At 46.0% G+C, this 24643-nt stretch carries 22 protein-coding genes; 12 read left to right on the forward strand and 10 right to left on the reverse strand.

Annotation, left to right across the window (positions count from 1 at the left end; genetic code table 11):
- Window positions 1-64 precede the first annotated feature (64 nt).
- A complete protein-coding gene (locus tag ACLSSO_RS16300) occupies window positions 65-679 on the reverse strand; it encodes a thymidine kinase (RefSeq protein ID WP_295901870.1) in 615 nt (204 codons plus the stop codon).
- Window positions 680-785: 106 nt separating this feature from the next.
- Window positions 786-2417 carry a hypothetical protein gene (locus tag ACLSSO_RS16305; RefSeq protein ID WP_295901869.1) on the reverse strand — a complete coding sequence of 544 codons (1632 nt, stop codon included), beginning with the start codon at window positions 2415-2417 and terminating at the stop codon, window positions 786-788.
- A gap of 269 nt (window positions 2418-2686) precedes the next feature.
- Here ACLSSO_RS16305 and mltF point away from each other — a divergent pair, with 269 nt between their 5' ends.
- Window positions 2687-4066: a membrane-bound lytic murein transglycosylase MltF gene (mltF, locus tag ACLSSO_RS16310; protein ID WP_295901867.1), complete on the forward strand. Its 1380-nt coding sequence runs from the start codon at window positions 2687-2689 to the stop codon at window positions 4064-4066.
- On the opposite strand, the gene ACLSSO_RS16315 is transcribed toward mltF, so the two are convergent.
- The 3 genes from ACLSSO_RS16315 to glmU all read right to left on the reverse strand — a co-directional run bounded on the left by ACLSSO_RS16315 (window position 4047) and on the right by glmU (window position 8679).
- A complete protein-coding gene (locus ACLSSO_RS16315) occupies window positions 4047-5312 on the reverse strand; it encodes an APC family permease (protein ID WP_295901864.1) in 1266 nt (421 codons plus the stop codon). The two genes, mltF and ACLSSO_RS16315, sit on opposite strands and share 20 nt — an antisense overlap.
- 78 nt (window positions 5313-5390) lie before the next feature.
- A complete protein-coding gene (gene glmS, locus ACLSSO_RS16320; protein ID WP_413943430.1) occupies window positions 5391-7277 on the reverse strand; it encodes a glutamine--fructose-6-phosphate transaminase (isomerizing) in 1887 nt (628 codons plus the stop codon).
- Between the two features lie 7 nt (window positions 7278-7284).
- Complete coding sequence (glmU, locus tag ACLSSO_RS16325) at window positions 7285-8679, reverse strand: bifunctional UDP-N-acetylglucosamine diphosphorylase/glucosamine-1-phosphate N-acetyltransferase GlmU (RefSeq protein ID WP_295905830.1); 1395 nt, start codon at window positions 8677-8679, stop codon at window positions 7285-7287.
- Window positions 8680-8736: 57 nt separating this feature from the next.
- On the opposite strand from glmU, the gene ACLSSO_RS16330 reads away from it, so the two are divergent.
- From ACLSSO_RS16330 to ACLSSO_RS16345, 4 genes are all read left to right on the forward strand, one after another.
- Window positions 8737-9432: a M14 family murein peptide amidase A gene (locus ACLSSO_RS16330; protein ID WP_413943431.1), complete on the forward strand. Its 696-nt coding sequence runs from the start codon at window positions 8737-8739 to the stop codon at window positions 9430-9432.
- Entirely contained in the window at window positions 9432-10115 is a 684-nt protein-coding gene (locus ACLSSO_RS16335) for an HAD hydrolase-like protein (protein ID WP_413943432.1), read from the forward strand. Before ACLSSO_RS16330 ends, ACLSSO_RS16335 begins: the two co-directional genes overlap by 1 nt.
- Window positions 10103-11959 (forward strand): histidine kinase dimerization/phospho-acceptor domain-containing protein, encoded by a 1857-nt coding sequence (locus ACLSSO_RS16340; protein ID WP_295905827.1) that lies wholly within the window; start codon window positions 10103-10105, stop codon window positions 11957-11959. The genes ACLSSO_RS16335 and ACLSSO_RS16340 overlap by 13 nt, the downstream gene beginning before the upstream one ends.
- A gap of 102 nt (window positions 11960-12061) precedes the next feature.
- On the forward strand, window positions 12062-13465 hold the full coding sequence (locus ACLSSO_RS16345; RefSeq protein WP_413943433.1) for a sigma-54-dependent transcriptional regulator: 1404 nt from the start codon (window positions 12062-12064) through the stop codon (window positions 13463-13465).
- Window positions 13466-13504: 39 nt separating this feature from the next.
- On the opposite strand, the gene ACLSSO_RS16350 is transcribed toward ACLSSO_RS16345, so the two are convergent.
- Together ACLSSO_RS16350 and ACLSSO_RS16355 are read right to left on the reverse strand one after the other, a co-directional pair.
- Window positions 13505-13834, reverse strand: coding sequence for a hypothetical protein (locus ACLSSO_RS16350; protein WP_295906274.1), 330 nt, complete (start codon window positions 13832-13834; stop codon window positions 13505-13507).
- A 106-nt stretch (window positions 13835-13940) separates the two neighbouring features.
- Window positions 13941-14294 (reverse strand): BON domain-containing protein, encoded by a 354-nt coding sequence (locus ACLSSO_RS16355; protein ID WP_295906272.1) that lies wholly within the window; start codon window positions 14292-14294, stop codon window positions 13941-13943.
- A gap of 232 nt (window positions 14295-14526) precedes the next feature.
- Here ACLSSO_RS16355 and ACLSSO_RS16360 point away from each other — a divergent pair, with 232 nt between their 5' ends.
- The gene (locus ACLSSO_RS16360; RefSeq protein ID WP_413943435.1) at window positions 14527-15027 is read left to right on the forward strand and encodes a hypothetical protein; all 501 of its coding nucleotides are present in this window, start codon (window positions 14527-14529) and stop codon (window positions 15025-15027) included.
- A 27-nt stretch (window positions 15028-15054) separates the two neighbouring features.
- On the opposite strand, the gene speB is transcribed toward ACLSSO_RS16360, so the two are convergent.
- Complete coding sequence (speB, locus tag ACLSSO_RS16365; RefSeq protein WP_295903865.1) at window positions 15055-15987, reverse strand: agmatinase; 933 nt, start codon at window positions 15985-15987, stop codon at window positions 15055-15057.
- A 38-nt stretch (window positions 15988-16025) separates the two neighbouring features.
- Between speB and ACLSSO_RS16370 the strand changes: the two genes are divergently transcribed.
- Genes ACLSSO_RS16370 through ACLSSO_RS16380 form a run of 3 tightly spaced genes read left to right on the forward strand, consistent with a single transcriptional unit; the run spans window position 16026 to window position 18603 of the window.
- Window positions 16026-17009 (forward strand): A/G-specific adenine glycosylase, encoded by a 984-nt coding sequence (locus ACLSSO_RS16370; protein WP_413943436.1) that lies wholly within the window; start codon window positions 16026-16028, stop codon window positions 17007-17009.
- Entirely contained in the window at window positions 17006-18028 is a 1023-nt protein-coding gene (locus ACLSSO_RS16375; protein WP_295903860.1) for a TolB family protein, read from the forward strand. The genes ACLSSO_RS16370 and ACLSSO_RS16375 overlap by 4 nt, the downstream gene beginning before the upstream one ends.
- Window positions 18025-18603, forward strand: a complete 579-nt coding sequence (locus ACLSSO_RS16380) for a hypothetical protein (protein ID WP_413943437.1) — start codon at window positions 18025-18027, stop codon at window positions 18601-18603. The genes ACLSSO_RS16375 and ACLSSO_RS16380 overlap by 4 nt, the downstream gene beginning before the upstream one ends.
- A 16-nt stretch (window positions 18604-18619) precedes the next feature.
- On the opposite strand, the gene ACLSSO_RS16385 is transcribed toward ACLSSO_RS16380, so the two are convergent.
- Window positions 18620-19813 carry a DUF1343 domain-containing protein gene (locus tag ACLSSO_RS16385; RefSeq protein WP_295903855.1) on the reverse strand — a complete coding sequence of 398 codons (1194 nt, stop codon included), beginning with the start codon at window positions 19811-19813 and terminating at the stop codon, window positions 18620-18622.
- A gap of 81 nt (window positions 19814-19894) precedes the next feature.
- Window positions 19895-20878 carry a porphobilinogen synthase gene (hemB, locus tag ACLSSO_RS16390; protein ID WP_413943439.1) on the reverse strand — a complete coding sequence of 328 codons (984 nt, stop codon included), beginning with the start codon at window positions 20876-20878 and terminating at the stop codon, window positions 19895-19897.
- Between the two features lie 102 nt (window positions 20879-20980).
- On the opposite strand from hemB, the gene ACLSSO_RS16395 reads away from it, so the two are divergent.
- The 3 genes from ACLSSO_RS16395 to hemL are packed head-to-tail and all read left to right on the forward strand — an operon-like array spanning window position 20981 to window position 24641.
- Window positions 20981-21880 carry a hypothetical protein gene (locus ACLSSO_RS16395; protein ID WP_295903850.1) on the forward strand — a complete coding sequence of 300 codons (900 nt, stop codon included), beginning with the start codon at window positions 20981-20983 and terminating at the stop codon, window positions 21878-21880.
- The gene (gene hemC / locus ACLSSO_RS16400) at window positions 21871-23373 is read left to right on the forward strand and encodes a hydroxymethylbilane synthase (RefSeq protein ID WP_295903847.1); all 1503 of its coding nucleotides are present in this window, start codon (window positions 21871-21873) and stop codon (window positions 23371-23373) included. Before ACLSSO_RS16395 ends, hemC begins: the two co-directional genes overlap by 10 nt.
- A complete protein-coding gene (gene hemL, locus ACLSSO_RS16405) occupies window positions 23361-24641 on the forward strand; it encodes a glutamate-1-semialdehyde 2,1-aminomutase (RefSeq protein WP_295903844.1) in 1281 nt (426 codons plus the stop codon). Before hemC ends, hemL begins: the two co-directional genes overlap by 13 nt.
- Window positions 24642-24643 lie beyond the last annotated feature (2 nt).

Below are 24643 nucleotides of genomic sequence, written 5' to 3' on the forward strand. Positions count from 1 at the left end.
TTAAGAAGATGATTTTCAGAGGAGAAGCGTTTCTTTCATTCGAAGAAACACTTCCATCAAAAGACTAAGCAAGATCTGCTTCGCGTTTCAATTTCCAATCGAGAGTCGGCATATCCACTTCAGGTTTGAAGTGCTGACGGCAACGAGCTTCATAAGCATCGTGAGTTCCCACAAGAACTTGGCCATCTCCGCCGGAAGTACGTTGCGTGCGGCTTGCGGTATTTCCGCAAACAACACAAACAGCGTGTTGCTTTGTCACGCTTTCTGCAATCGCCATCAATGTCGGCATGGGTTCAAAAGGTTTTCCCTGCCAGTCTGTATCAAGGCCCGCAATGATCACGCGAAGACCACGGTCTGCAAGATCTTGCGCTACTGTCACAAGATTTTGCGAAAAGAATTGTCCTTCATCAATGCCCACCACTTTGGTGCCGGGCTTCAGATGATTCCAAATTTCATCCGCATCGTTGATCGGTAAAGAATCAATCGTTGTCAGATCGTGAGATGTGACCGCCATCTCGTTATAGCGTTTATCAATGATCGGTTTGAAAACTTGAATTTGCTGACGCGCGAACTCGGCACGACGCAAACGACGGATCAGCTCTTCGGTTTTTCCACTGAACATGGAACCTACAACTACCTCGATCCAACCTCTGGCATGAACATAAGAAAATTCAGACACGTTAACCCCTCAGTTCGTTGTCTTCATCGAAATCACGATCAAACAAACCGTCCGGAGAGTCAATCAGGGAGGGCTTTCTGCCTATTTTTTAGAATAACCTCGCGCATTAAGGCATCAGATTTGAGCTTTCGTTTTGATAACGATTCTGAATTTTCAGCCAAATGTTTGAGTGTGGACCGGTAATGCCATCAGGTCCGCTGGCTCCATTGGGATAACGGCGATCATTTTGGCCACCAGGCAAAAACTTTTGCAACTCTTGTGAAGACGCGGAGTTCCCGCCCACGCGTTGAGCTCCATTCGCGTTGGCCACAGTCCCAGAGCCGGAGCCATTTCCGTAGGCGCCGTAACTGCCGCCTCCACCACCGTAGAAGCCACCAAGAACACCGTGCTCATTGCCATCTCCGGCATTCGCGACACCACGACCGGAAGCAGAGCCGCCGTTACCACTTCCGCCGCCGGAACCTCCAAGCGCTTCTCCACCTTGACGGCCTTCCGCGACAGTTCCCGGTCCCCCTGAGTTCGGTTTTCCTTGAGTGATCGAGGGAGTTCCAAACATATCTCCGCCGCCGCCACCAGAAGCTTGCGAAGGCAAACGGCCGGAAGGATCTGAGCTTGCGGCAACAGATTCTCCTCCCTCTTTTTGTTCGGCTAAAGTGCACGTGCGATCATTGGGATTTTTCTGACAGATGCACACGCGATTTTCGACAGCGGCTGTTGGGTCTGAGCAATCAATGGGATTGGCGCGACTGCAACCTGGATAAGAAGGTGTGGCTTTACAAAATTCAGGAGCATTGGCAGCAAGACCGCCGTAAGTATCTTCGCGACATCCGGCAGACACAGTCAGAGCATTTCCGTATTCTTTAATCGCTTTTTCCGCTTCAGTAATTTTGGTATCGAGAGCTTCACACTTGGTTCTATTTCCAGAAACGTTGTTTTGATATTGCGACATCGCTTCTGAAACTTGTTGCGACGTTAAGTGCGGAAAACATGTCGATGATCTTTCAGAGATAAACGTGTTCACTCGCGCACAGCTATCAAAACAAGAATTTTGAGCCGCTTTACATCTAGTACGGAAGGTCGCCACGGTCGCATTCGCAGCTTGGCTGACCTTTGCCATCTCCGTGCAAGATTGCGTGATACTTGCTGCGGCGGTTGCACCTAAACGAATCGCCAAATCATTCGTGGAATTTGAAAACGAAGCGAGATCCGAATCATTTTCGCTATCACAGTTTGAAACGGCGATCTGACTTTCAGCCTCGCATTTTTGATAAGCTTCGGCGAACTCCGCTTGGCACGCGCGAGACTCTGGCGTGTTGGGATCTTCTTGCGGAGTTGGAGTGGTGTCATCCACGGAAGGCGTACTCGCCGTCGTTGTTGGAGAAGTCACAGGCGGACGTGAAGTTCGAGGCGTTGACGCTGTCGAAGTCCCCGCACCATTCATACAGGCGTCAAACGCTTTGGTTCCAATAATCAGACCTTGCGCTTGGCACTTTTTAAACTGCGGGTTGTCCGGGTGATAACGCTGAGTCATGCTTCCGTCGCTGCGCTCAAGAACACCCCCGGTGGTCTTCAGGCAGGTTTCGTATTCCTGACCGCATTGGGTTTTGTCTTTACTCTTTTTCAGGCAGGCGTTCAAACTGGGTTCGCAATACTTCACCCCGACAAACGGAGCAGCATTGGCTTCCAACGAAAGGCCGATCGCAAAGGCTAACGAGACAATAGCGAGCCACGATTTCATAAGACCATTCCCCTGAAAATATAGACGAACTGCCATTTACTTTTCGGAATCTTTGCTTCTAAACATGATCTTTTTTAGGGTCTGCGTCAGATTTGTGAGTTCTGTCTCAGTTTGTGACGCCTGCCTGTAACTCCCCACCAGGGTTGAAGATTTTTCCAAAGAGGTGCCGATTTTCTGCAGGAACCGTCGATTTTTCATATTTTTAAGGGTCTCCAAAGCTCTTAATCCTTGCCCCTGCTCCGCACCATCAGGTAGCTAGGCCGAACGTTATGGGTAGGATTTTAAGATTTCGACAGAAATTAACCCGCGCGTTCCTTGTAGGAGCGTTGGGTGTCACCACCATCGCCATGAATGGCTGCGATGCCATGTATTGGGATGAACAGGATAGCCTTGCTAAGGTTCAGTCCAAAGGTGAAGTCGTTGTCCTTACCACGCAAAGTCCTCTTATATATAGTAAGCCCAAACGTGGCGACGCCTTCGGGATCGATCACGACCTCATGGAAAGTTTCTCGCGCCACTATAATATTAAAATACGCTATGTTGTTTTACCGGATGAAGAGTCGGTGGTCCGCGCGCTCTCTAAGGGCGAAGGCGACGTGGCAGCGGCTCGATTGAGGACTCCTCATAATAGTATAGGCTTTTTAACAAGCCCGGCCTTTGAAGAAACTTATTTAAGTCTTTACTGTCACAAGAAGTCGCAAGTTCAAAATATCAAAGACTTGAACGGCAAAAAAATCGCTCTCCTTAATAAAGATAACTACTTAGGACTTTCCGAACGTCTTCGCCAGCTTTCTCCGCAAGTTCAACTGGAGATCCTTGAAAACACCAAAACTCAAGATTTGATCGCGACACTTCCGCAAGGAAAGAGTGATTGCGTGATCGCAGAAAACTTCAGCGGAGATTTCTACACTCGTTATCATACGCAAGTCGAAAAAATCGCAGCGTTAACGGAGTCTTACTCTTTGAGTTGGCTTTTGACTCCGGACAATCAGGATCTTTTGCGCTTGATGCAGTCTTGGTATCAACAGGCTTCACGTGAAGATGAAGTGATGCGTGTGCTGGATCGTTATAAAACTTATCTTGCGCAGTTAAATAAACGCGACATTGCGAAGTTCTTTAAAAAAATTCGCTCGACGTTGCCGATCTATAAAGACGCCTTTAAAGAAGCGGCTGAGGAACATCATCTTCCTTGGCAGTTGGTGGCTTCGGTTGCTTATCAAGAATCTCATTGGAATCCAGATGCTCGCAGTTTCACAGGCGTTCGTGGTTTGATGCAATTAACAACGGACACAGCCGATCACGTGGGTATTGAAGATCGCACCGATCCTTTGCAAAGTATTTGGGGCGGATCAAAATATTTGCGTTATCTCTTAGATAAGACGCCTACGAATTTAAATCCTAAAGATCGTTTGGCATTGGCACTGGCGGCTTACAATATTGGTCTTGCTCACTTAAAAGATGCTCAGAAGTTGGCTGAGAAAATGGGTCGCAATCCTTATTCTTGGCGCCACCTGCGTGAGGTGTTGCCGCTCCTTGCAGATCCTGAATACGCGGCGGAGCTAGAATACGGCCCCGCACGTGGTTACGAGACTGTGGATTTTGTGGAACGTGTGAAATCGTTCTACAATCTTATGAATTCCGCCGGCTAATAAAGTACACGACAGTCGTCACAATAAAAACAAACGCTCCCAAAAAATAAACTTCCTTCTTAAAGAAGAATAAAAAAACTATTGAAACTAAAGCCGCCATTCCTGTCAGCACAGGAAATTTTCCAATTGAAAATGGCACTTTGAAAGAGCGTTCTTTTTCAGGCTCGACAAATCGCAAATGAATAAGAGCTAAGTTAATCACTGAAAACGCAAACATCGTCGCAAATGAAGAAGCACTGGCCACAACCTCAATGCCTCCAACCGGCAACAAAGTGAGTGCCAAAACAAAAACCGTCACGGAAGCCATCCAAGGTGTCGATCTTTTCGCAGAAAATTTCGCAAACATCTGGGGCAGATCTTTTTCCCGGGCCATACTAAAGATCACCCGACTTGTTGAGAGCATTGAAATAAGAACTGTGTTGGCGGTCGAAAACATGGCGATTCCACCCAAAGCTTTGGCAATAGAAGGACTTGTTTTTCCTGCAATATCACTTAAAGGAGCATCGCTTGTAGCTAGCTCTTGCGGCGAGCCCAAGGCCAGAGCCGCTAAACTCACCAACAGATATAGAACCGTCGAGACCGCGACGCTTATTAATATTCCCTTAGGAAGTTCTTGAGGCTCGCGACTTTCTTCAACAAGGTTCACAATGTTTTCAAAACCGAAGTACGCAAAAATAACAAGCGCGGCTCCTGAAAAAACAGCTCCATTTAATGTTGGTGTCGACAGCACTTTTCCAAAGTTTTCCGATTGCATTCCCAGCGTGATAAATAAAATCAATCCGGAAATTTCGATAAGTGTGAAGACAATATTCATCCAACTGGATTCTTTGATGCCGATGATATTTATAACCGTGAACAGAAATAGAATTGCTATCGTCGTGACGGTTGTCGGTAAGGAAACAAACTGTTGCATGTATCCGGCAAACGCCATAGCCACGGTCGCTGCTGTTGAAATCCCCGCAAACACCATCATCGAACCACAAAGCAGAGACAAATATGGCAAAGTAGGAAAAATATTTTTCAGATAAATATATTCACCGCCCGTTTGTGGGTAAAGAGTGGCGAGTTCTGCGTAAGAAAGAGCAGTCAGAGCGGCGCAAAAGGCCGCGAGCAAAAAACTCACCCATAAACCTTCTTGAGCAACGCCGGCCGCTTTTCCGATGATGGAATAAATTCCGGCACCAAGAATCATTCCTATGCCGTAAAAAACAAGATGGGGAAGACTGAGTGCCTTTTTCATTGGCATATAACAACCTCCACGAATAGAACGAAGATCTTTAACAAATTAAAAAGCCCTCTTCATCAGAGGGCTTTTTAATCTTTTTTATTCAACTGTCACTGATTTTGCGAGATTGCGTGGCTGATCCACATCGTATCCCAAGCTGCACGCCAAGTGATATGACATCAACTGAAGCGGAATCACTGTCAGGATGGAGTTCACCGTCCAGTGTGCTTTTGGAATCGCCAGGTAGTATTCACTGATCGCGCGCAATTTTTCGTTTTCACCTGTTCCGATGGAAATCACTTTTCCACCGCGAGCACGGGCTTCTTCCAAATTGCTGATTGTCTTTTCGTAAAGATGGTCTGTTGGAGCCACCATCACGATCGCCATACGCTCGTCAATCAACGCCAAAGGACCGTGCTTCATTTCGCCAGCCGCATAGCCTTCGGCGTGCATGTAAGCCAGTTCTTTGAGTTTTAAAGCCCCTTCCATCGCAATCGGGAAGCTTGTGCCACGACCCATGTAAAGGAAACCGCGGAAAAGTTTTAAACCAGAAGCGGCTTCTTCGAAATATTTGTCATAAGCCAAAACGCCTTCCATCTGACTTGGAACTGCGAGGATGGCTTTAACCAATTCTTTTTCCGTTGCTTCATTCATTGTTCCGCGAGTGCGGGCAATCGCAATCGACAAACAGTGAAGAACAGCCATCGTGCTTGTGAAAGCTTTTGTTGAAGCCACACCGATTTCAGGACCTGAGTTCATGTACAAGTGACCATGAGCTTCACGATCGATTGTTGAGTTCTTCACGTTACAGATACTCAAAGTCGTCGCGCCCATTTCTTTGGCCATGCGAATCGCCGCCAAAGTATCTGCCGTCTCACCACTTTGAGAGATTGTGACGACCAAAGATTTTGGTGGAATCACAGGATTGCGATAACGGAATTCGCTGGCGATATCCACTTCCACAGGGACTTTTGCCAACTGTTCAATCAAATATTTTCCAACCATGCCAGCATAGTTACTTGTTCCGCAGGCGATGATGAAAACACGGTCGATGTTTTTAAACACTTCCTGCGTTTTTGCCCAGTCTGCTTTGCTATCAAGCTCTTCTAATTTCTGAACAGGTTGACCACCGAAGCCGATGTTTTTCAAAGCGACGGAGAAGCTCTCAGGATTCACATGCGGTTCAATCGCAGCTGCGACAGCACGCGGTTGCTCGTAGATTTCTTTCAGCATGTAATGAGCGTATCCCTGCTTTTCCACCATCTCTGGATTCCAATTCAGCTCCACGATCTTCTTTTGAATCGGGAAACCATTGGCAGAGAAGAATTGCACGTCGGCGCCTTTGATATTCGCGATTTCGCGATCTTCAAGATACACGAATTGTTTTGTGTATTGGATCAATGCCTGAACGTCACTGGCGACAAACACTTCTTTAGAACCAAGACCGACAACAAGAGGTGGGCCATCTTTAAATGCCACCAAACGATCCGGCTCTTGTTCCCACATCACAAGGATTGAGAAAGCGCCGCGGATTTTTTGCAAGACGCCTTCAACGGCCTTAAAAAGATCCTTCGTCGTTTCAATTTCGTTCGCAATCAAGTGCGCCACCAGTTCAGAGTCTGTGTCTGACGTGATCTCAGCCCCTTGCGCCAAAAGCTCTTCGCGGATTTCAAGATAGTTTTCAATGATCCCGTTGTGCACAAGATTGATTCCGCGCACTTGGTGCGGATGGGCGTTTCTTTCAGAAGGTTTACCGTGAGTCGCCCAACGAGTGTGACCGATGCCGATATGACCATCGAATTTTTCGCTCGTGAGTTTGTCTTCAAGAGCTTTTAATTTCCCCTGAGCACGCACGCGCTTGGTTTTGCCTTGATCCAAAATCGCAACACCGGCGCTGTCATAGCCACGGTATTCGAGTTTTTTAAGACCATTGATAATAATATCTTTAGGGTTTTGAGGGCCTAAATAGCCGACGATTCCGCACATGCTTCACCTACTCTTTTGTCTCTGACTCGACAGCTTTAGGAGCGTAGTTTTCTTTTACGAACTGCTTTCCACGGGCCACGGCCAAAGCTTTTGCTGGTACGTTTTTAGTGATCGTTGAACCTGAACCGATGATAGCATCATCGCCGATTTCAATGGGAGCTACGAATTGTGTGTCACTTCCCACAAACACGCGGTTTCCGATCTTCGTTTTATATTTCTTTCTATCCGCAGCGTAGTTGCATGTAATCGTTCCGCAACCCACGTTGACCTCTTCACCCACTTCAGCATCGCCCAAGTATGTTAAATGTCCTGCTTTTGATTTTTTGCCAAACTTCACTTTTTTCATCTCAACGAAGTTTCCAACGTGAGCTTCTTCCATGATTTCTGTTTCAGGACGCAAACGCGCGTAAGGTCCGACAGAAACACGGTTGTGAAGTTTTGAGTTTTCCAAATAGCTTCCACCGCGCACTTGCACGCTGTCGGCAATTTCTGAATCGGAAATGAAACAGTTGGATTCAATCACGCTGAAAGAACCGATTTTGGAACGACCGCGAATGAACACATTCGGGTAGATCACAGTCCCCGCGCCGATTTCCACGGATTCTTCCACATACGTTGTGCGTGGATCAATCATCAAAACGCCCTCTTCCATCAAACGCAAAGCTTTGCGTCTGAAAATCATGCGAGTCGCTTTCGCCAACTCCACTTGATTATTCACGCCGACTGCTACTTTCGGTGTCGACTTGATCGCTTGCACGCGGCATTTGTCCTGAATGCAAAGAGAGATCAAATCCGTGATGTAGAATTCTTTTTTAGAATTGTTGTTTTTGATTTGAGGAAGATATTCCGCAAGCACGGATGCTTTCACGATGTAGATGCCCGTATTGATCTCGTCAATTTTCAATGTCTCAGCAGAAGCGTCTTTCGCCTCTACGATCGCCATCAATTCACCTTTGTGACGAACGATACGACCAAACTCGCCAGGAGCTTTCACAACAGCTGTGACAACAGCAAGATCACATTTTTCATCGCGGAAGATGCGCACGAAGTCTTTGATGTCGGAAGCTTCAATCAGCGGATGATCTCCGTTCATGATCACAACATCACCTTCAATGGTTTCTGGTTTTGCGCAACGAACCGCGTGTGCTGTTCCCAGTTGTTCATCTTGAACGTAACAAGCCACGTTCATAGGCTCGACCACTTGGCGTACCAAGTTCTGGCCGTGACCAACGATCACGCGAACTTCGGCGGCGCCGGCTTGTTTAGAAGCTTGAATCACTTTTTCAATCATAGGGCGACCGGCTACGGGATGAAGGACTTTAGGAAGAGGCGACTTCATGCGAGTCCCTTTTCCTGCCGCGAGCGCGATCACCGTCAACTTCTCAGATGCTTTTTCTGACATGTGCGAACTTCCTTTTAAAAGCTTTTCTTCTCTGAAAAAAACAGGCTTAATTATGTCATGCAAGGAAAAATTTTTCACCAAACTTCTTGGGCAATCACCGCGAAAGGCACACCGATCGAGCTGTATAAAAAATCACACAGTTCGAGTGACTTTTCAGAACGCCCGATTCTCTTTATTGGCGGGGTTCACGGCGACGAACCCGAGGGTGTTCGTTTAGCGCAAGAACTTCTCACATGGCTCAAAGCAGAGGAAACTCGGAATTCAGAAAAAATCCGTCCTTGGCTGCTCATCCCTTGCATCAATCCTGACGGTTACTCTCAAAATCAAAGAACCAATGGGAACGGTGTGGATCTGAATCGCAACTTTCCCTGCCGCGATTGGAGCCCCGACGCCAAAGCTCCTCGATATTACCCTGGCCCTTCGCCTGGAAGTGAGAAGGAAGTTCAAGCTTTGGTGAAACTCATTGAGGACGAAAAGCCACAGCTCATAGTACACTTTCATTCGTGGGAGCCTTGCGTTGTTTACACGGGTCTGCCCGGAAAAAAGGCGGCTGAGATCTTGGCCACCGGAACCGGGTATGAGTGCCGCGAAGACATCGGCTACCCGACTCCGGGAAGTTTGGGACAGTTCGGATGGATCGAGCATCAAACTCCCGTAATATGTATTGAAGAGCAGGAGCACATTGATTTGAATTTGGTATGGCCGCACTTTAAAACGGGCCTTGAGATGCTGCTCACAGGAAAGAATTCTTGATGACGAAGTACAAATCCATCGCTTTTGATTTAGACGACACGTTGCTCGACACATCGGGATTGTTAGTCCCTATGGCGTCGCGCCGAGCGTGCGAAGCGATGATTGCAGCGGGCCTGCAATGCAGCCTGGATGAGTGCCTGCAAATGCGCCACGAACTCGCTGCGAATTTATCTCACACAGAAATCTTCACGCAGATCGCCGCGCGCTATGGAACGAATCAGGAAGGCAAAGCGATTCACGATGCGCTTCAAGAGTTTTACAATCCTTTTGTGCCAGCGCATTTACCCATGCTTCCGTATTCTCTTGAAAATCTTGAGAATTTGAAATCGCGCTATAATTTGTTTTTAGTGACGATGGGTTCTTACGAGTCGCAAGTAAAAAAGATCAAAGCTCTGGGCATCGAAAGCCATTTTAAAAAGATTTATATTTTAAACGGCTTTGTTGGAGAGAAAAAAAATTCTGCCTTCTTAGATATTTTACGCCTGGAACGACATCAACCCCACGAATTGCTCAGCATCGGCAATCGTCTTTCGAGTGAAATTCGTGACGGCAAACGCGCCGGTGCAGACACTTGTTACTTTGCTTACGGCGAACACGTCGGAGAAACTCCGCAATTTCCTGAAGACCATCCTGATTTCACCATCACTCATCACAAGGATTTGATCCCGACATGCGGACTTTAAAAGCCAGTTTTCTTTTAATTGGTCCTTGGGATCCAAGACTGCAAGAGCTGGGGGCCCATATCGCCACCGATCTTCAGCAGGCTTGGCACTGGATGCAAGATTCCACTTATGACGTTGTCGCCTTGTCAGTCACTTTGATTTTAGGAAAAAGATTTCCTGAGTTTTATGAAGAGATCAAACGCTCTTCCCCCGGGATTCAATTCATTGCGGTGGTGCCTGAAGATTTTTCCGCTCACCAGATGGCGTATCTTCATGAAGAGTTTAATTTTTCGCGAGTGATGACAAGCTTTAACGATGCGGATTTAGAAACGCATTTGTTTTCTGCCTTGGAAGAAGCCAATCAGCGCAAGCAAGATGAAAACTTGGCTCTTCTCATTCGTGAGCAAACAGCGCAGTTGAAGCGTTTGCAAATCGAACTTGAAGAGCGCGTGCAAAAAAGAACGAAGTTTTTAACGGAAGCTCGTCGTAAATTATTTTTAACGAACTCGCGTATTGAAGGTTTTAAACGCGCTTTGATGGCAGTCCATCAGGCAAGTTCCGTGGGAGAGATTGAACAGCTCTTGAATGACTCCATGGCTGCAACAGTGCAAACTTCATGGATTCGTTTGTTTTATCATCCGCAAGATGAACTTTTCGCTCGCCAGGTGCAGGCGCAGCTCAATTTTACTCAATTGCAGGTTCCTCTTTTTAGACATCATGAAAAAGTGGGCTCGATCTTTTTCTTGCGCGCTCCTGATCATCCGTTCACTCGTGAAGAAAGTGATTTTCTGACTCGTGTGGCGGAAGCGGTGGCCTTGGCTCTGGATCGTATTCAGAAACTCAAAGAGTCAGAGTCTTTAAAAGAACAATGGGAAGCGACGTTCAACTCCATGTCGGACCCTGTCGTTTTGATTGATACGAATTACGATATCATTCAATCGAACAAGGCTTTGGATGAACGCCTGCGTGAACAAGAAAAAGAACAGACGTCTCGCAAATGTTATAAAGTTCTTTTTAATCGGGATGAGCCTTGTCCCGGTTGCCAGCGTGGAAGTAATTTCCGCGTGCAATCGCGCAGCTCCACGCCACGAAGCTTTGATGTCTTTAGCCAAAGCTTGCTTTTGGATTCGGACAAGCCGCCTGTGTTCGTGAATCTGTATCACGACATCACTCAGCAGTTAAAAATGGAAAGACAGATTCTTGAGTCCGCGAAGATGGCAGAGCTTGGAACGATTGGCTCCAGTATCGCGCATGAGTTGAATAATCCTCTGGGCGGCATTTTGTCTTTCACTCAATTGATTAAGATGGACATGAGCCCTGACAATCCTCTTTATCCTGACATTGTCGAGATGGAAGCGGGCGTGCAACGTTGCAAAGAGATCGTGCAAAATCTTTTGGGCTTCACGCGCAATCCGAACGCCGATCAAGAAGGCGACGTCAGTTTGAAAGAAGCATGTTTGCGTGCGCTGAAAATTGTTGAACTGCAAACGAAGTCTCAAGGTATTGAAGTGAAGTTACACTTTCCTGGCGAAGACATTGCCGTTCGTGGGCATTTGAATTTGTTGGCGCAAGGTTTGAAGAACGTTCTGCAAAGTTCCATTGATCGTGTCACCGATAGAAGTCGCCATGAGAAAGGATTTCGAGGAATTCTCGATATCGAAATTTCTGCCGACCTGGACCTTGCCCAGATTTTAATCAAAGACAATGGAACTCCAGAAAAAAATCCAAGTCTTCCCATAGGCTTAGGTGTTTCTGTGGCTTCACAGATCCTTCGCGATCACGAGGCTGACCTCGAATTTTCAGCAGGTCCAGGCCAGGAAAATCTGGCAAAAATTTCCTTCTCCCGTCCAGTTTTAAGGTCCTGAAAGCCTTACCAGGCGCGGATTTTTTGACAGTACCGTCAAAATCACACTATCCTAATTTAAGGGAACATTTTCCCCAAAGAACCCACCATGGAAGGACGGTTCATGCGAAGCCAAAGAGTTCTTATATTAGATGACGAGTCATCACTCCGCACCGCTCTGTTTAGAGTGCTCGATAGAAAAGGACTTAACGTTATCACTGCCAACAAGATCGAAGAAGCAAAGGTCTTGTGCCAAGGCGACACTCATATTGACTTAGCTATTGTTGATCTCAACCTTCCAGATGGTGATGGTATTGAGTTCATGACTTATTTAAAAGGCATGAGCCCGGCGACCGAAGTCATTATTCTGACCGGTCACGCGACTATTGAATCTGCGATTCGTGCAACTCAAAAAGGCGCTTTCCACTTTGTGACAAAGCCTTTCAATCTTGAAGAGCTGATGAGCTTAATTGAAAAAGCTCTGACTCATAAGAAGTTGCAACAAGAAAACCAACAACTTCGCTCTGAACTAAATAAGAAATATAAATTTGATCAAATCATCGGAAACAGCGACCAGATCCAAGGCGTTTTGCGTTTGATTGAACGCGTGGCTGATTCCGATTCCACTGTTCTTGTTACAGGGGAATCTGGAACTGGAAAAGAATTGATCGCTCGCGCGATTCACTACAATTCTCCTCGTGCAACGGGTCCCTTTATTCCTATCAACTGCGGTGCGATTCCTTCGGAACTTCTTGAGAGTGAACTTTTCGGTCACATGAAAGGTGCTTTCACGGGTGCTATCGCCAACCGCGTAGGTCGTTTTGAAATGGCCGACGGAGGAACGATCTTCCTTGATGAGATCGGTGACCTTGAACCTTCTTTGCAGGTAAAACTTCTTCGCGCTTTGCAAGAGCGCAGTTTTGAACCGGTAGGTTCGACAAAAACTGTGTCTGTGAATGTGCGCGTGATTGCAGCGACAAATATCAACCTGGAAGAAGCTGTTGAAAACGGCAACTTCCGCGAAGACTTGTTCTATCGTTTGAACGTCATTCCTTTGGCAGTTCCAGCTCTTCGCGAGCGTAAAACAGATATTCCTTTGTTGCTCACTCACTTTATGGATGTGTTTAACAAAACCAAAGGTCGCGGTTTAAGTGGTATCACTCCGGATGCGTTGGAATCTTTGGTGAATTATCCATGGCCTGGAAATATCCGTGAACTTGAAAACTTGGTGGAGCGCATGACGATCCTTAAAGGCCAAGGTCACATTGATATTTCGGATCTTCCTGTGAAATACAAATCTGGAAAAATGGCTTCTTCGGAAGTCGGCGGCCTGGAAATTCCTGACAACGGGATGGATTTTAACTCCGCTGTGGATGCTTACGAAAACGCATTGATCTTAAAGGCTCTTGAAAAAACCGGATGGAATCGCAATCAAGCGGCGGCTTTATTAAGACTGAACCGCACGACACTGGTGGAAAAGATCAAAAAGAAAGGTCTGACTCCTCCAAACGAAATCACTCCGACATAAAAAACAAAACCCGCTTCAAAAGAGCGGGTTTTTTTGTTTCTACTTTTTGCAGTTCTGAAGTTCATCATTCACGAAATCTAAACGCAATGCCGCGACCATCAGAATTTCGCGCCCCTTCATCTCAGAGACAGAAGCGAAACCTTTAACGGTTGTTCCTTCATACGGAGAGTTAGGATCATTGGGATTCTGGCGGAAGAATCGAGTGATCTCGACATAGGGAAGCTCGATGCCCCCGGAAAATGATTTTGTATCGATTTTAATAATTCTGTTGGGCACTCCAGGAGCCGTTGTACAACTGTACACACCATCTTTGTAAGCAAACGCTGACGAAGCAAAAAGTGTTGCCAACAAGCCTAAGAATAGTTTCATAAGTCCTCCGATTTTTAAAATAGACTTATCTCATTCTTAGTTTGATTTGTTGTCACTCAATGATTCACCCTATGTCATATTCGGGCTCGCCTCGCGATCATGAAGCTCATTCTCTGACCGAAGTTTTATCATCGACACGATGAACACCATCAATGGCCATCACCTTTCTTTTCAAGGCGTCACTTTCTTCTGGAGATTGAACAAATCCTTGAATAGAAGCGCGGCCATCCCTGACTCGGATATTCACGTTTCTGGCTTCGTCAGAAAAACCAGTGTCTCGATCTAAACTTCGACGAGCCATTGCCTGCAAATCTCTATCAGAGTGATAGGCCGTTGCAGGTTGGCGATGGTAATTTTTGTATGTAGGTCTGACAGTTTGAGATCTTGAAGAATCTCCTGCGGCATTCGCTGAACCCACATAGAAAATAAGGATGAGAGTTGTTACAAGTTGTCTTTTCATAAAATCCCCCAGTTTTTCCTTTATGTCTTTATCATAGACCTCTGGCATTTTTCGGGAAGACCAGCGCCCAAAATTCGTTGAAACTGTGCTTCGTGGCACTTGGCGAAAAGCCCTTTCCATTTCAGAGCAGTCACATAACCAGAGTTCGGACACGAGCTTCGTTAATGTTTTGTTTTATAGGACCTCGTCACGGTGGAGACTTTGCATCTAGGTATTTTTCATGGAGTCTTCTATGAAAAAAGTTTTCCTGATTATCGGTCTTCTTGCCTTTTCGCAGTTGAGTTTTGGGGAACTCAAGCAATTTAACTTTCCTTCCTCACTCGGAAGCTTGCGCAATGAATGCCTTCGCCTTGAGGACCAGTTTCCGGATTTTGCGTGCCTGAAATTTGAGTTCTATCAAAGCTCTCCAGAAACTTTGCAAGCGGATTTGACAGAACTCATTGATACGAACGACTACAATCTGCGAACGTCCACTTGGCCCGAGCTTATGCGCATGCTGATGGCCTCGATGGATGCGCAAATCTATCGCTATCAAAACCCCGATGACATCGAAGTTCTTCGTCGCATAAAAGCAAAGAACCAATGGGAACTTTTAAAACTAAAAGACGGTCTGCGCGACTTCTGGGTCGATCCCCACACCTATTGGTATCCGAGTGTCGATGCCATTAGTTTCATCGCCATCAACGAAAAGACCTCTCAAATCCTCGTTATTTCCCACGGCGAAAGAAACTAAAAAGGAGAGGTCTCCCTCTCCTTCTTTTTATTTTTTCTTAAATAAGTGAAGCATTTCAAAGAGCGCATCCATTCCGGCGAGCGCTGTGATGTCGGCGTGATCAAACGGTGGGGAAATCTCCACAACGTCTCCTCCGACCAAGTTTGGAATTTGGAAAGCGCGGAAGATTCTTTGCACTTCGTAGGTTGTCAGGCCCCCTGGGACCGGAGTTCCTGTGCCGGGAGCACAGCTTGGATCAAGATTGTCGATGTCGTAACTGATGTATGTCGGTGTGTCGTCAAACTTCGGAAGTGTTTTTAAAAACTCTGTGATCGGTTGATTGCGAATCTCGTCGACTGTGATCACACGAATGCCGTGTTTGTTCACGAAATCCAAATCATCTCCGCCAGCCAAAGGACCGCGGATTCCGATTTGCACCATTTTTTTAGGATCAACCAAACCTTCTTCCACCGCGTGACGAGCAAAAGCGCCGTGATGGTATTCTTGCCCCCATGCCGCCGGATAAGTATCCAAATGCGCATCGAAGTGAACAAACGCCAAAGGCTTTCCGTATTTTTTGCGAAGAGCACGCAGAACCGGCAATGTTGTCGAGTGATCCCCGCCCACCGCTAGAAATCTTTTATTGTGATTTAAAACTTCACCCACGAATTTTTCGATGCGTTCGTAAGTTTGGTGTTGATCAATGGGCACCGTGGGACAATCGCCGATATCAGCCACTTTGAGTTTTTCAAAGAAGTTTTCCATGCGGGTCATATGGAAACCACGACCTAGACTTGAAACGTCGCGCACTTTAGCGGGAGCAAAACGCCCGCCGGGACGATAGGAAACTCCTCCATCGTAAGGGATTCCGAAAATGCCGACCTCGTAGTCTGCGTCTATTGCAACGTAAGGCAATCTGAAGAAAGTTTTAATCGCAGAAAATCGGGGAAACTCGCGTCCGCTGAGTGGTTTGTATTCCATATTGACTCCTCAATTATCTGAAGACTACATTACCGCGAATGACTGTAAAATACGACTATAAACTCGATCACAAACAACTTACGCAATGGTACAAAAAGAACAACCGCGCTTTGCCATGGCGTGAAAACAAAGACCCTTATCGTATTTGGCTTTCCGAAGTAATGCTGCAACAAACCACAGTCGTTGCGGTCATTCCTTATTTCGAAAAATTTCTTAAAAAGTTTCCGACAGTCCGAGATTTGGCAAAGGCTCCTGAAAGTGAAGTTTTAGAAGCTTGGGCGGGTCTTGGTTATTATTCTCGTGCGCGCAATCTCCATAAAGCCGCTAAGGCCTTGGCAGAAAATGGATTTCCACAAACGGCGGCCGAGCTTTTAGAACTTCCTGGATTTGGTCCTTACACGTCTCGCGCTGTTGCGAGTATCGCGTTTGGCGAAAAGGTCGGCGTTTTAGATGGCAACGTGATTCGTGTGCTGTCTCGTCGTTATGGTTTGAAATTAGAATGGTGGAACAACAAAGGTCGTGAACAACTGCAAACAATCTCTGATGAGCTTGCGGCCTTGGGACAATCCGATGTTGTCAATCAAGGGTTGATGGAGCTTGGAGCAACGGTTTGCACTCCACAAAAAGTAACTTGCATGTTGTGTCCTTGGGCTGCGACATGTGTTTCGCGTGAAAAGAATTTGGTGGAAAAACTTCCGTTGAAAAAACCGCGCAAAGAAAGCGAAGTCTGGGTCTGGAAGCCCCTTGTCGCGATCAAAGACCGTAAAGTCGCTCTTGTTAAGAATGACTATGCTCCTTTCCTGAAAGGTCAGATGATTTTCCCGGGCGAAATCGCAATGGAAAAAAACAAGCCCAAAGCCTATGATGCCAAACACAACATCACACATCATGATATCTTTATTCAGATCTCTCAGCGAAAATCAGTAGCTGGAAAAAATATTGAATGGGTGGATTTGAAGGAGCTTAAGAAGGTCAATCCTTCTTCGTTGCTTCAAAAAGTATTGCACAAGGTTGAAATATGAAGTGGATGAGTACGGTAGTTGCGGCGTTGTTGTTATGTGTGGGATGCACTCACCTTAGTATTACAAAAGACGTTCTAACTCCCGACTATCTTCTTGCCAAAGGCTCTAAGCAAATCACATTTTTAGGCGACAACGATCATCCTCGTTTTTCTGACGACGGTCTGAGACTTCTCTATACGAGCCGCGGTCGTGCGACTCACAAAGGTGCGCAGATTTACGAAATGGATCTGCTTAAAAACAAAGAACGTCGTGTGACTTTCTCGGATGGTGACGCGTTTGATGCAATCTACATGAGTGATGCGGAAATTCTTTACGCTTCAACAACGGACGAAATCAAAGAAAGTCCCTTGCTCAACAAAAGTTTCAATAAAGATTATCCTCCATCAGACCTTTACATGAGTGATCTGTATGGCAATGACATCCTTCGTATCACGCAACAACCCGGATACGACGGCGAGCCTTTGTTTATCACTCACCCGACAAAACCGTTTATTCTTTTGACCTCTCGTCGCGGAGATCTTTTAGGAATTTATCGTATTGATCTCAAACACCTTCCCGTCAGTTTGATTTCGGCAGCGAAAGAAAAAGAAAAACGTTTTCCAACCATGACCCCTGATCGCACGCAAATTGCCTGGGTTGAGAAAGATTTAAAAACTGAGGAGCAAAGCCTTGTCCTCTTTAAACTTAAAGGGAAAATTCCCTTTGTTTTGAAAAAGGGCGAGGGCCTTTACCGCGATCTTTTCTTCGCTCCCCGTGCGCCAGAAAGACTTTTTTATAGCATTCTTCGCAAGGGTGAAAAGCAGTACCAGATTGAAGTTTATGATACCGAGAAACAATGCACTCAGGTCGTTTTTAAGGGCAATGACTCTTTGTTTTCCCCTGTGGTCACAAATGAATCTACGGAGCGTCTAGCCTTTGTACGTTTATTTCAGGATAAGAAACAAATTTACATAGTGAATTTGCCGACCGATTTAGGCCCTTGCCTGGAGACCCCGGCTCAAGCTACTCTTAAAGAGTGAAAAGCTTTTTAGGAATCCTTTTAAGTTTACCTTTAATCAGCCTGGCAGCCCCTTATCCGGCCACCAGTTCTTCGGCGCTCACAGCTCCCGAAAAAGGTCTTTATTTCCTTCACAAAGGATTCACTTTAAAAACAGAAGGCACGAACTGGGTTCCGGTTCCTGGTTCTGAGCAAAGCCTTCTTGATACCGTTCGTTTTTCTTCTAAAGACAATCCTAAAGATGGCAGCCTGAGCATTCGCACGGACAAAGTGGCAAAGACCGCATCGCTCGATCTTTACACTCGCAAATGGATGCGCGATTACCCGAACTATGGTTTTGAGGTGATCTCTGCAAAGAATTTCACTTTGAACGGCAGCCCTGCTTTGGTTGTCGATATGCTTTCACGCTCTAAGAACAAACAAATTCGCCAGGTGATTTTGAAGAATGAAGATCGTGTTGCGATTATGACTTGTTTGGATGATAAGGCGAATTTCAACAAGGCTTTGCAGAACTGCAATCAGATTATGAAGTCTTTTTCTTGGAACACTTTAGAAGTTCTAGAACAAAAAACAACGCCAGCTCCGACGAAACAGTAACCGGCGTTTTTCTTAATTAATACAAAAGATATTTCTTACGTTCTTTCGCCCAAGACTTTTCGTCTTTTGCTAAAGCGGCATCTAAATCTTTCGGTGTCGCTTTTGGATTTTCAATCCAATCTTTTAAAGCAGGTCCGCCGTTGATCACGTCAAAGGCCAAACGATCACGCACGTACTCATAAGCAAAATCGCGGTAGATCGGATATTTTGGATGCATTTCACGGATCACCTTCAGCATCAATGCTGTTAAACGGAATGGTTTAAACTGATCGTGCTTATAACTTTTTGCATCCGTGTGGAACTGGAATCCGTGACAGAGTTTTCCAACGTGTTTGTGGAAAGTTGGTTCAAAATAACATTCACGCAAAGTCACACCCTTGTGCCATTGCGGAGCTTTCTTTTTCATACGCAAAAGAACTTCAGCAAAATCGATATCAGAAGCTCCGATCATTTCTAAAGCCCTTGTCGTCCCGCGCGCTTCAGACAGCGTTGTTCCTTCAATCAGCACGGTCCCTGAGTAGGCTCTTGCCATATTGAGAGATGCTGCATTTGGAGATGGATTCACCCAAGGACGTTTTGCATCCCAACCATAGCCGGGTCCTTTTTCAGGCGAGTAGCCCTTCATCTTTACGACCTGCAAATCCAAATTCATTGTGTAGAAGTCTTTAAAATAAAGAGCGAGTTCTCCGACCGTCAGGCCGTGGCGCATAGGAATCGGAGCTGCTCCCACGAAGGATTCCCAGCCTGGAAGCATTTTAAAACCTTCAATGGGACGACCCGCTGGATTCGGGCGATCCAAAACGATCACACTTTTCCCAAGGGCTGCACACTCTTCCATCACATAAAGCAATGTTGTGATGAACGTGTAAATACGGCAGCCCAAATCTTGAAGATCAAAGAGCAGAACATCAAAGTGTTCCATCATCTCGGCCGTGGGACGACGAACTTCGCCGTAAAGACTGAAAATAGGAATTTTGTGAACGGGATCAACGAAGTCAGGACTCTCGATCATGTTGTCTTGCTTATCGCCGCGCACTCCATGCTGAGGACCAAACGCACAAGAAAGTTTTATTTTCTTCGAAAGAAGATCCAAGCTGTGTTGAAGATTTTCATCAACACTCGCAGGATGACAGACAAGTCCAACTCTTTTCCCTTTGAGTGACTTGAGCATTTTGGGATTGGAAAGCAAAACTTCTACACCGAGCTTCATACAACTTCCTTGTTATCAGAAAATTGTAAACACACCCGATAAGCAGAGCAACGCAAAACACACCCAAAAGTCTAGTGACGCTTAAGTATTCTTACGCAGCCACTCCGCCATTGGTAAAGCGAAGTATGTAAAGATAATGTCGGCACCTGCTCTGCGGATCGAGTACAAAGTCTCTACCATCGCGCGTGTTTCGTCGATGATTCCTGCTTTTGCTCCAGCTTTGATCAGGCCATATTCACCACTCACGTTGTAAGCAGCGACTGGCAAATGCGTGTGAGATTTCACAAGGCTGATGATATCAAGATAACTCAACGCTGGCTTTACCATCACCATGTCAGCGCCTTCAAGCTCATCGAGTTCTACCTCACGAAGAGCTTCTCGGGCGTTGCGGAAATCCATTTGATAAGTTTTTTTATCGCCAAATTTTGGAGCCGAATCCAAGGCTTCACGGAAAGGACCGTAGAAGCTTGAAGCATATTTTGCAGAATAAGAAAGAATGCCTGTGTCCGTAAAACCTTCACTATCAAGAGCGTCACGAATCGCTCCGACACGACCATCCATCATGTCCGATGGTGACACAATATCAGCGCCTGCTTTTGCATGCACAATGGACATCTTTGCTAAAATCTCCACCGTTTCGTCATTTAAAATTTTGCCGTTTTTCACGACGCCATCGTGTCCATCAGAAGAATAAGGATCCAAAGCGACATCTGAAATCAATGTCACATCAGGAAATTTATCGCGAATCATTTTGAGAGTTGTTGGCAAAAGACCATTGGGATTCAGTGACTCTTTTCCGTACGGATCTTTGAGTGTTTCGGAAAGTGCCGGAAACAGATCGAACGTTTTTACACCAAGGTCCACAGCTTTTTGCACTTCCTGTAATAAAATGTCAGGGCTCATGCGGAAGATCCCTGGCATAGAGTTAATGGCTTGGCGTTCGCTCTTTCCTTCACACAGGAACAGAGGTAAAACGAGCTGAGAAACCCTTAAATCGGTCTCTGCCACCATTTGGCGCAAAGCTTCTGTTTTACGATTACGTCTCGGTCTTTGAGTGAGCTTCATATTACCTCCACCCTCTGCCTACTTTTGGGGCACATCTTTTACAGGGTCGAATGACATTTCCGTGACACTTTATTGAAAGTTTAGTGATAAACCTATCTCTACATGGAAGATATACTTCTCGTTCACAGAAAATCCAATAGAAACTTCTCGGAGTCTCTTCAAGATGCAGCGATCTGGCAAACATGTTTGCGCAAGATTCTTTTTTGCACTGAAGTGGAGCTCAATACGTACACGGATTTTTTGGAGGCCGACGATCAAATACTTCGCGGTGAAAAAGCATTGAGTCTTCTTTTGGAAATCTTATGCGGACTTCACTCGCCGATCGTGGGTGAAACGGAAGTGTTCGGTCAATTTAGAAATTTCGTCGAATCTCGCAAACAACTTCAAGACACACTTTTTGGTGACCATCAAAAATGGTTGAACTTCATCATGGCTGAAGTGAAAAAGACGCGCTCAGAACATTTGGTGGGTTTGGGCTCGCAAAGTTACGGCAGTCTTTTACGTAAATACAGCAAAGATCTTGAAACGGTGACCTTGTGCGGTTCAGGACAATTGGCGCAAGAAATTCTTCCTTGGCTTGCTCACAAAAAATCAATGCAAGTGATCTGCCGTAATCCTGCAAAAATGCAAAGCTTTGCAGAGAAATACAATAATCTAGCTGTTACGACTTACAATGAATCTTATGTTCATGGCGAGGCGATGGTGATTGCCGCTCCGTTGACTGACGCCCGCATTGTGGAATTGGTGAACAAACAAGACACTCGTCCTTTGATCATCTTCGACCTTCGCGGAGAAGAAAATGAATTGCCGGTTTTGGCTGCAAAACAATTCTCTCACGTCAAAGTTATGGGCCTTCATCAGTTCTTTGCAGAAATTGAAGAAACAAAAAAGGACACGCAAGTAAAGATCGAAGCTTTAAAAGCCGATCTTTTGGAAAAAGCCGTGGCCTTTACGCAAAGAACGGAGCTTCGTCCTCTTGGTTGGGACGATATATGCGCTTAAAAATCTCCGCTCGCAAGAGCGATCTGGCGCGTCTTCAAGCCTTTATGGTCGGGGACGCTCTTAAAAAAAAACATCCCGGTTTAGAAATTGAATACCGCTTCAAAGAATCTTTGGGCGATAAAAACCTGACCGATCCTCTTTGGAAAATTCCTGAAAAGGGTGTTTTCACTGAAGACTTCTATGGTGAATTAATTCGTGGTGAGACCGACATGGTCGTACACTCCTGGAAAGATCTTCCGACGGAGCACAAAGACGACACAGTGATTGCGGCGACCTTGCCTCGCGCCGATCAACGTGATCTTTTGCTTCTTAAAAAATCTCACTTTGATCAAATTAAAAATTCTCAAGCACTTCGAGTTTACAGCTCGTCTCCACGCCGTGAATACAATTTGACGGATTTTTTTAAAAGCCATCTGCCTTTTGCTTTAAATTCCGTGAAGTTTGAAAGTGTGCGCGGAAATATTCCAACACGCGTGCGTAAACTTTTGGAAGATCCGAACATCGATGGCTTGATCGTAGCAAAAGCCGCTTTGGACCGATTGCTCACGGCAACACAAGATGAGTTTAAAGAAGTTCAAGGACTTCTGCGCTCTTATCTTCAAAATCTCACGTGGGCTGTGCTGCCTTTGAGTATTAATCCCAATGCCGCCGCTCAAGGTGCCTTGGCAGTTGAAATTTTGTCCACTCGCAAAGATTTGCATGACATCTTAAAAACGATTCATGATGAAAGCACTTTCCGTTGCGCGATTAAAGAGCGCGAGATTCTTTCAAGTTTCGGCGGCGGCTGCCATCAAAAAATCGGTGTCGCAGTTTTGGATCGCCCTTATGGCGAGATCACTTTGCTTAAAGGTCTTACGGATCAAGGCAAAGTCCTTGATGCCCGCTCGTTGACGACAAATCCTCCCCAATTTTCTGAAAACGAAATGTGGTCTGGGGACGTGAAAGCGGAGCGCGTGCCACTGAATGTTGCGCCTTTGGACTCAAAAATTAATGCCTTGTACGTCGCTCGCAGTGAAGCGTGGCCCGAGGGCCTGAAATCTCCTGGATTTGTTTGGACCGCAGGGCTTAAAACATGGAAAAATCTCGCGCAAAAAGGTATATGGGTTCATGGATCTGCAGAGAGTTTGGGAGAGCAAGAAGAAGCTCGCATTGACATTCTTGCAGGGACTCCTCTTCATTGGGCGAAACTTTCGCACGAAGAAGGTTATGAGTCGAATGTAGAAACTTTGCCTTTGATTGCGACGTACTCTTTGAAATCCACAGGACACTTGGGTCCTTTTACAGGCAAAGAGAGTTTCTTCTGGAGCAGCGGCAGTCAATTCCTGCAAGCTGTGCAAGAAGCTCCTGAAATTATAAATAGACACCACGCCAGCGGGCCGGGAAATACTCACAAAGTGATTCGCGCTTATCTGGAAAAGAAAAATGCTTTTGATCCTTCACGAGTAAGAATCTTCTTGGATCAAGATGACTGGAGACAGCAATGCAAAAAGTAACTTCTGAAGAATTATTTCAACGCGCTTTGAAGGTCGCTCCGGGTGGAGTTCACTCCCCTGTTCGTTCTTTCAAAGGACTTGATCGCGCTCCCGTTTTTTTTAAAAAAGCGGAAGGCGCGTTTTTGACTTCTGTTGAAGATAAAAAATATATCGACTTCTGCCAAAGTTTTGGTCCGTTGATCTTAGGTCACCTTGATCCTGAGGTGAAAGAAGAAGTTCATCGCATGGTCGACACTGCATGGACTTTCGGTGCGACAGAAATTTACTCTTTGGAATTAGCAGAGTGGATCACGTCGACTTTGCCGTTCATGGAAAAGTTGCGTTTCGTTTCTTCTGGAACAGAAGCCGTGATGAGTGCTTTACGTGTGGCCCGTGCAGCGACAGGCCGTACAAAAATTTTGAAATTTGAAGGTTGCTATCACGGTCACGTTGATAATCTTTTAGTAAAAGCCGGAAGCGGTCTTGCGGGAACAGCGGCGTCTTCAAGTGCGGGAATTCCTGCGGAGGTTGCAGCTCACACTGTTGTGACTCCGCTAGATGACGAAGCCCGCCTTGAAGAAGTTTTCCAAGTTCAAGGAAAAGACATTGCGGCTGTGATCATTGAACCACTTCCTGCAAACTATGGTCTTTTGGTTCAACGTCCTGAATTCTTAAAGCGTGTTGCTGAACTTTGCGAAAAGAACGGCAGTTTGTTGATTTTCGATGAAGTGATCTCGGGTTTCCGCGTGGGCCTTCAGGGCATGGTGGAAAAAACGGGAATTCGTCCAGATCTCGTGACTTATGGAAAAATCATCGGTGGTGGTTTCCCTGTAGGATGCTACGGCGGTAAAGCGGAATTGATGAACATGGTGGCTCCAAGTGGAGACGTTTACCAAGCCGGTACTCTGAGTGCGAATCCCATCGGTATGCGTGCGGGCCTCACAACTCTTAAAAAAATGCAGCGCCTGGATGGTTGGAATGTTCTTGAAAAGAGAACTCAAAAATTTGCTGAGACTTTGCGTGCGGGCTTTGCGAAAAAAGGCGTGCCTTTGGAAGTCAGTGCCGTAGCTTCTTTGTTCTGGATTCATGGTCCAACAAAATCTCCGATTCGTTCCATTGACCAAATTCCTGGAAATCAGGGAGCGACGTTCAAAGGTCTTTTCTTAAAAGCGTTGGATAAAGGTGTTTACTTGGCACCAAATGCTTACGAAGTAGGTTTTGTCTCTATGGCTCACACAGATGAACTTTTGGACCAGGCCGCTCATACTATTATTGAGTCTGCGGAGTAAGA

The sequence above is a fragment of the Bdellovibrio sp. HCB-162 genome, assembly GCF_047344985.1.
In the GTDB taxonomy this organism is placed as follows: domain Bacteria; phylum Bdellovibrionota; class Bdellovibrionia; order Bdellovibrionales; family Bdellovibrionaceae; genus Bdellovibrio.

What these genes read in the sequence shown, in the direction of transcription:
- hemL (WP_295903844.1), top strand. Translation starts at nt 23,361, where the DNA reads ATGCAAAAAGTAACTTCTGAAGAATTATTTCAACGCGCTTTGAAGGTC.
- ACLSSO_RS16335 (WP_413943432.1), top strand. Translation starts at nt 9,432, where the DNA reads ATGACGAAGTACAAATCCATCGCTTTTGATTTAGACGACACGTTGCTC.
- ACLSSO_RS16360 (WP_413943435.1), top strand. Translation starts at nt 14,527, where the DNA reads ATGAAAAAAGTTTTCCTGATTATCGGTCTTCTTGCCTTTTCGCAGTTG.
- ACLSSO_RS16385 (WP_295903855.1), bottom strand. Translation starts at nt 19,813, where the DNA reads ATGAAGCTCGGTGTAGAAGTTTTGCTTTCCAATCCCAAAATGCTCAAG.
- ACLSSO_RS16395 (WP_295903850.1), top strand. Translation starts at nt 20,981, where the DNA reads ATGGAAGATATACTTCTCGTTCACAGAAAATCCAATAGAAACTTCTCG.
- ACLSSO_RS16345 (WP_413943433.1), top strand. Translation starts at nt 12,062, where the DNA reads ATGCGAAGCCAAAGAGTTCTTATATTAGATGACGAGTCATCACTCCGC.
- speB (WP_295903865.1), bottom strand. Translation starts at nt 15,987, where the DNA reads ATGGAATACAAACCACTCAGCGGACGCGAGTTTCCCCGATTTTCTGCG.
- ACLSSO_RS16355 (WP_295906272.1), bottom strand. Translation starts at nt 14,294, where the DNA reads ATGAAAAGACAACTTGTAACAACTCTCATCCTTATTTTCTATGTGGGT.
- glmU (WP_295905830.1), bottom strand. Translation starts at nt 8,679, where the DNA reads ATGTCAGAAAAAGCATCTGAGAAGTTGACGGTGATCGCGCTCGCGGCA.
- ACLSSO_RS16370 (WP_413943436.1), top strand. Translation starts at nt 16,026, where the DNA reads ATGACTGTAAAATACGACTATAAACTCGATCACAAACAACTTACGCAA.
- ACLSSO_RS16315 (WP_295901864.1), bottom strand. Translation starts at nt 5,312, where the DNA reads ATGCCAATGAAAAAGGCACTCAGTCTTCCCCATCTTGTTTTTTACGGC.
- ACLSSO_RS16330 (WP_413943431.1), top strand. Translation starts at nt 8,737, where the DNA reads ATGCAAGGAAAAATTTTTCACCAAACTTCTTGGGCAATCACCGCGAAA.
- glmS (WP_413943430.1), bottom strand. Translation starts at nt 7,277, where the DNA reads ATGTGCGGAATCGTCGGCTATTTAGGCCCTCAAAACCCTAAAGATATT.
- hemB (WP_413943439.1), bottom strand. Translation starts at nt 20,878, where the DNA reads ATGAAGCTCACTCAAAGACCGAGACGTAATCGTAAAACAGAAGCTTTG.
- ACLSSO_RS16340 (WP_295905827.1), top strand. Translation starts at nt 10,103, where the DNA reads ATGCGGACTTTAAAAGCCAGTTTTCTTTTAATTGGTCCTTGGGATCCA.
- ACLSSO_RS16350 (WP_295906274.1), bottom strand. Translation starts at nt 13,834, where the DNA reads ATGAAACTATTCTTAGGCTTGTTGGCAACACTTTTTGCTTCGTCAGCG.
- hemC (WP_295903847.1), top strand. Translation starts at nt 21,871, where the DNA reads ATGCGCTTAAAAATCTCCGCTCGCAAGAGCGATCTGGCGCGTCTTCAA.
- mltF (WP_295901867.1), top strand. Translation starts at nt 2,687, where the DNA reads ATGGGTAGGATTTTAAGATTTCGACAGAAATTAACCCGCGCGTTCCTT.
- ACLSSO_RS16305 (WP_295901869.1), bottom strand. Translation starts at nt 2,417, where the DNA reads ATGAAATCGTGGCTCGCTATTGTCTCGTTAGCCTTTGCGATCGGCCTT.
- ACLSSO_RS16375 (WP_295903860.1), top strand. Translation starts at nt 17,006, where the DNA reads ATGAAGTGGATGAGTACGGTAGTTGCGGCGTTGTTGTTATGTGTGGGA.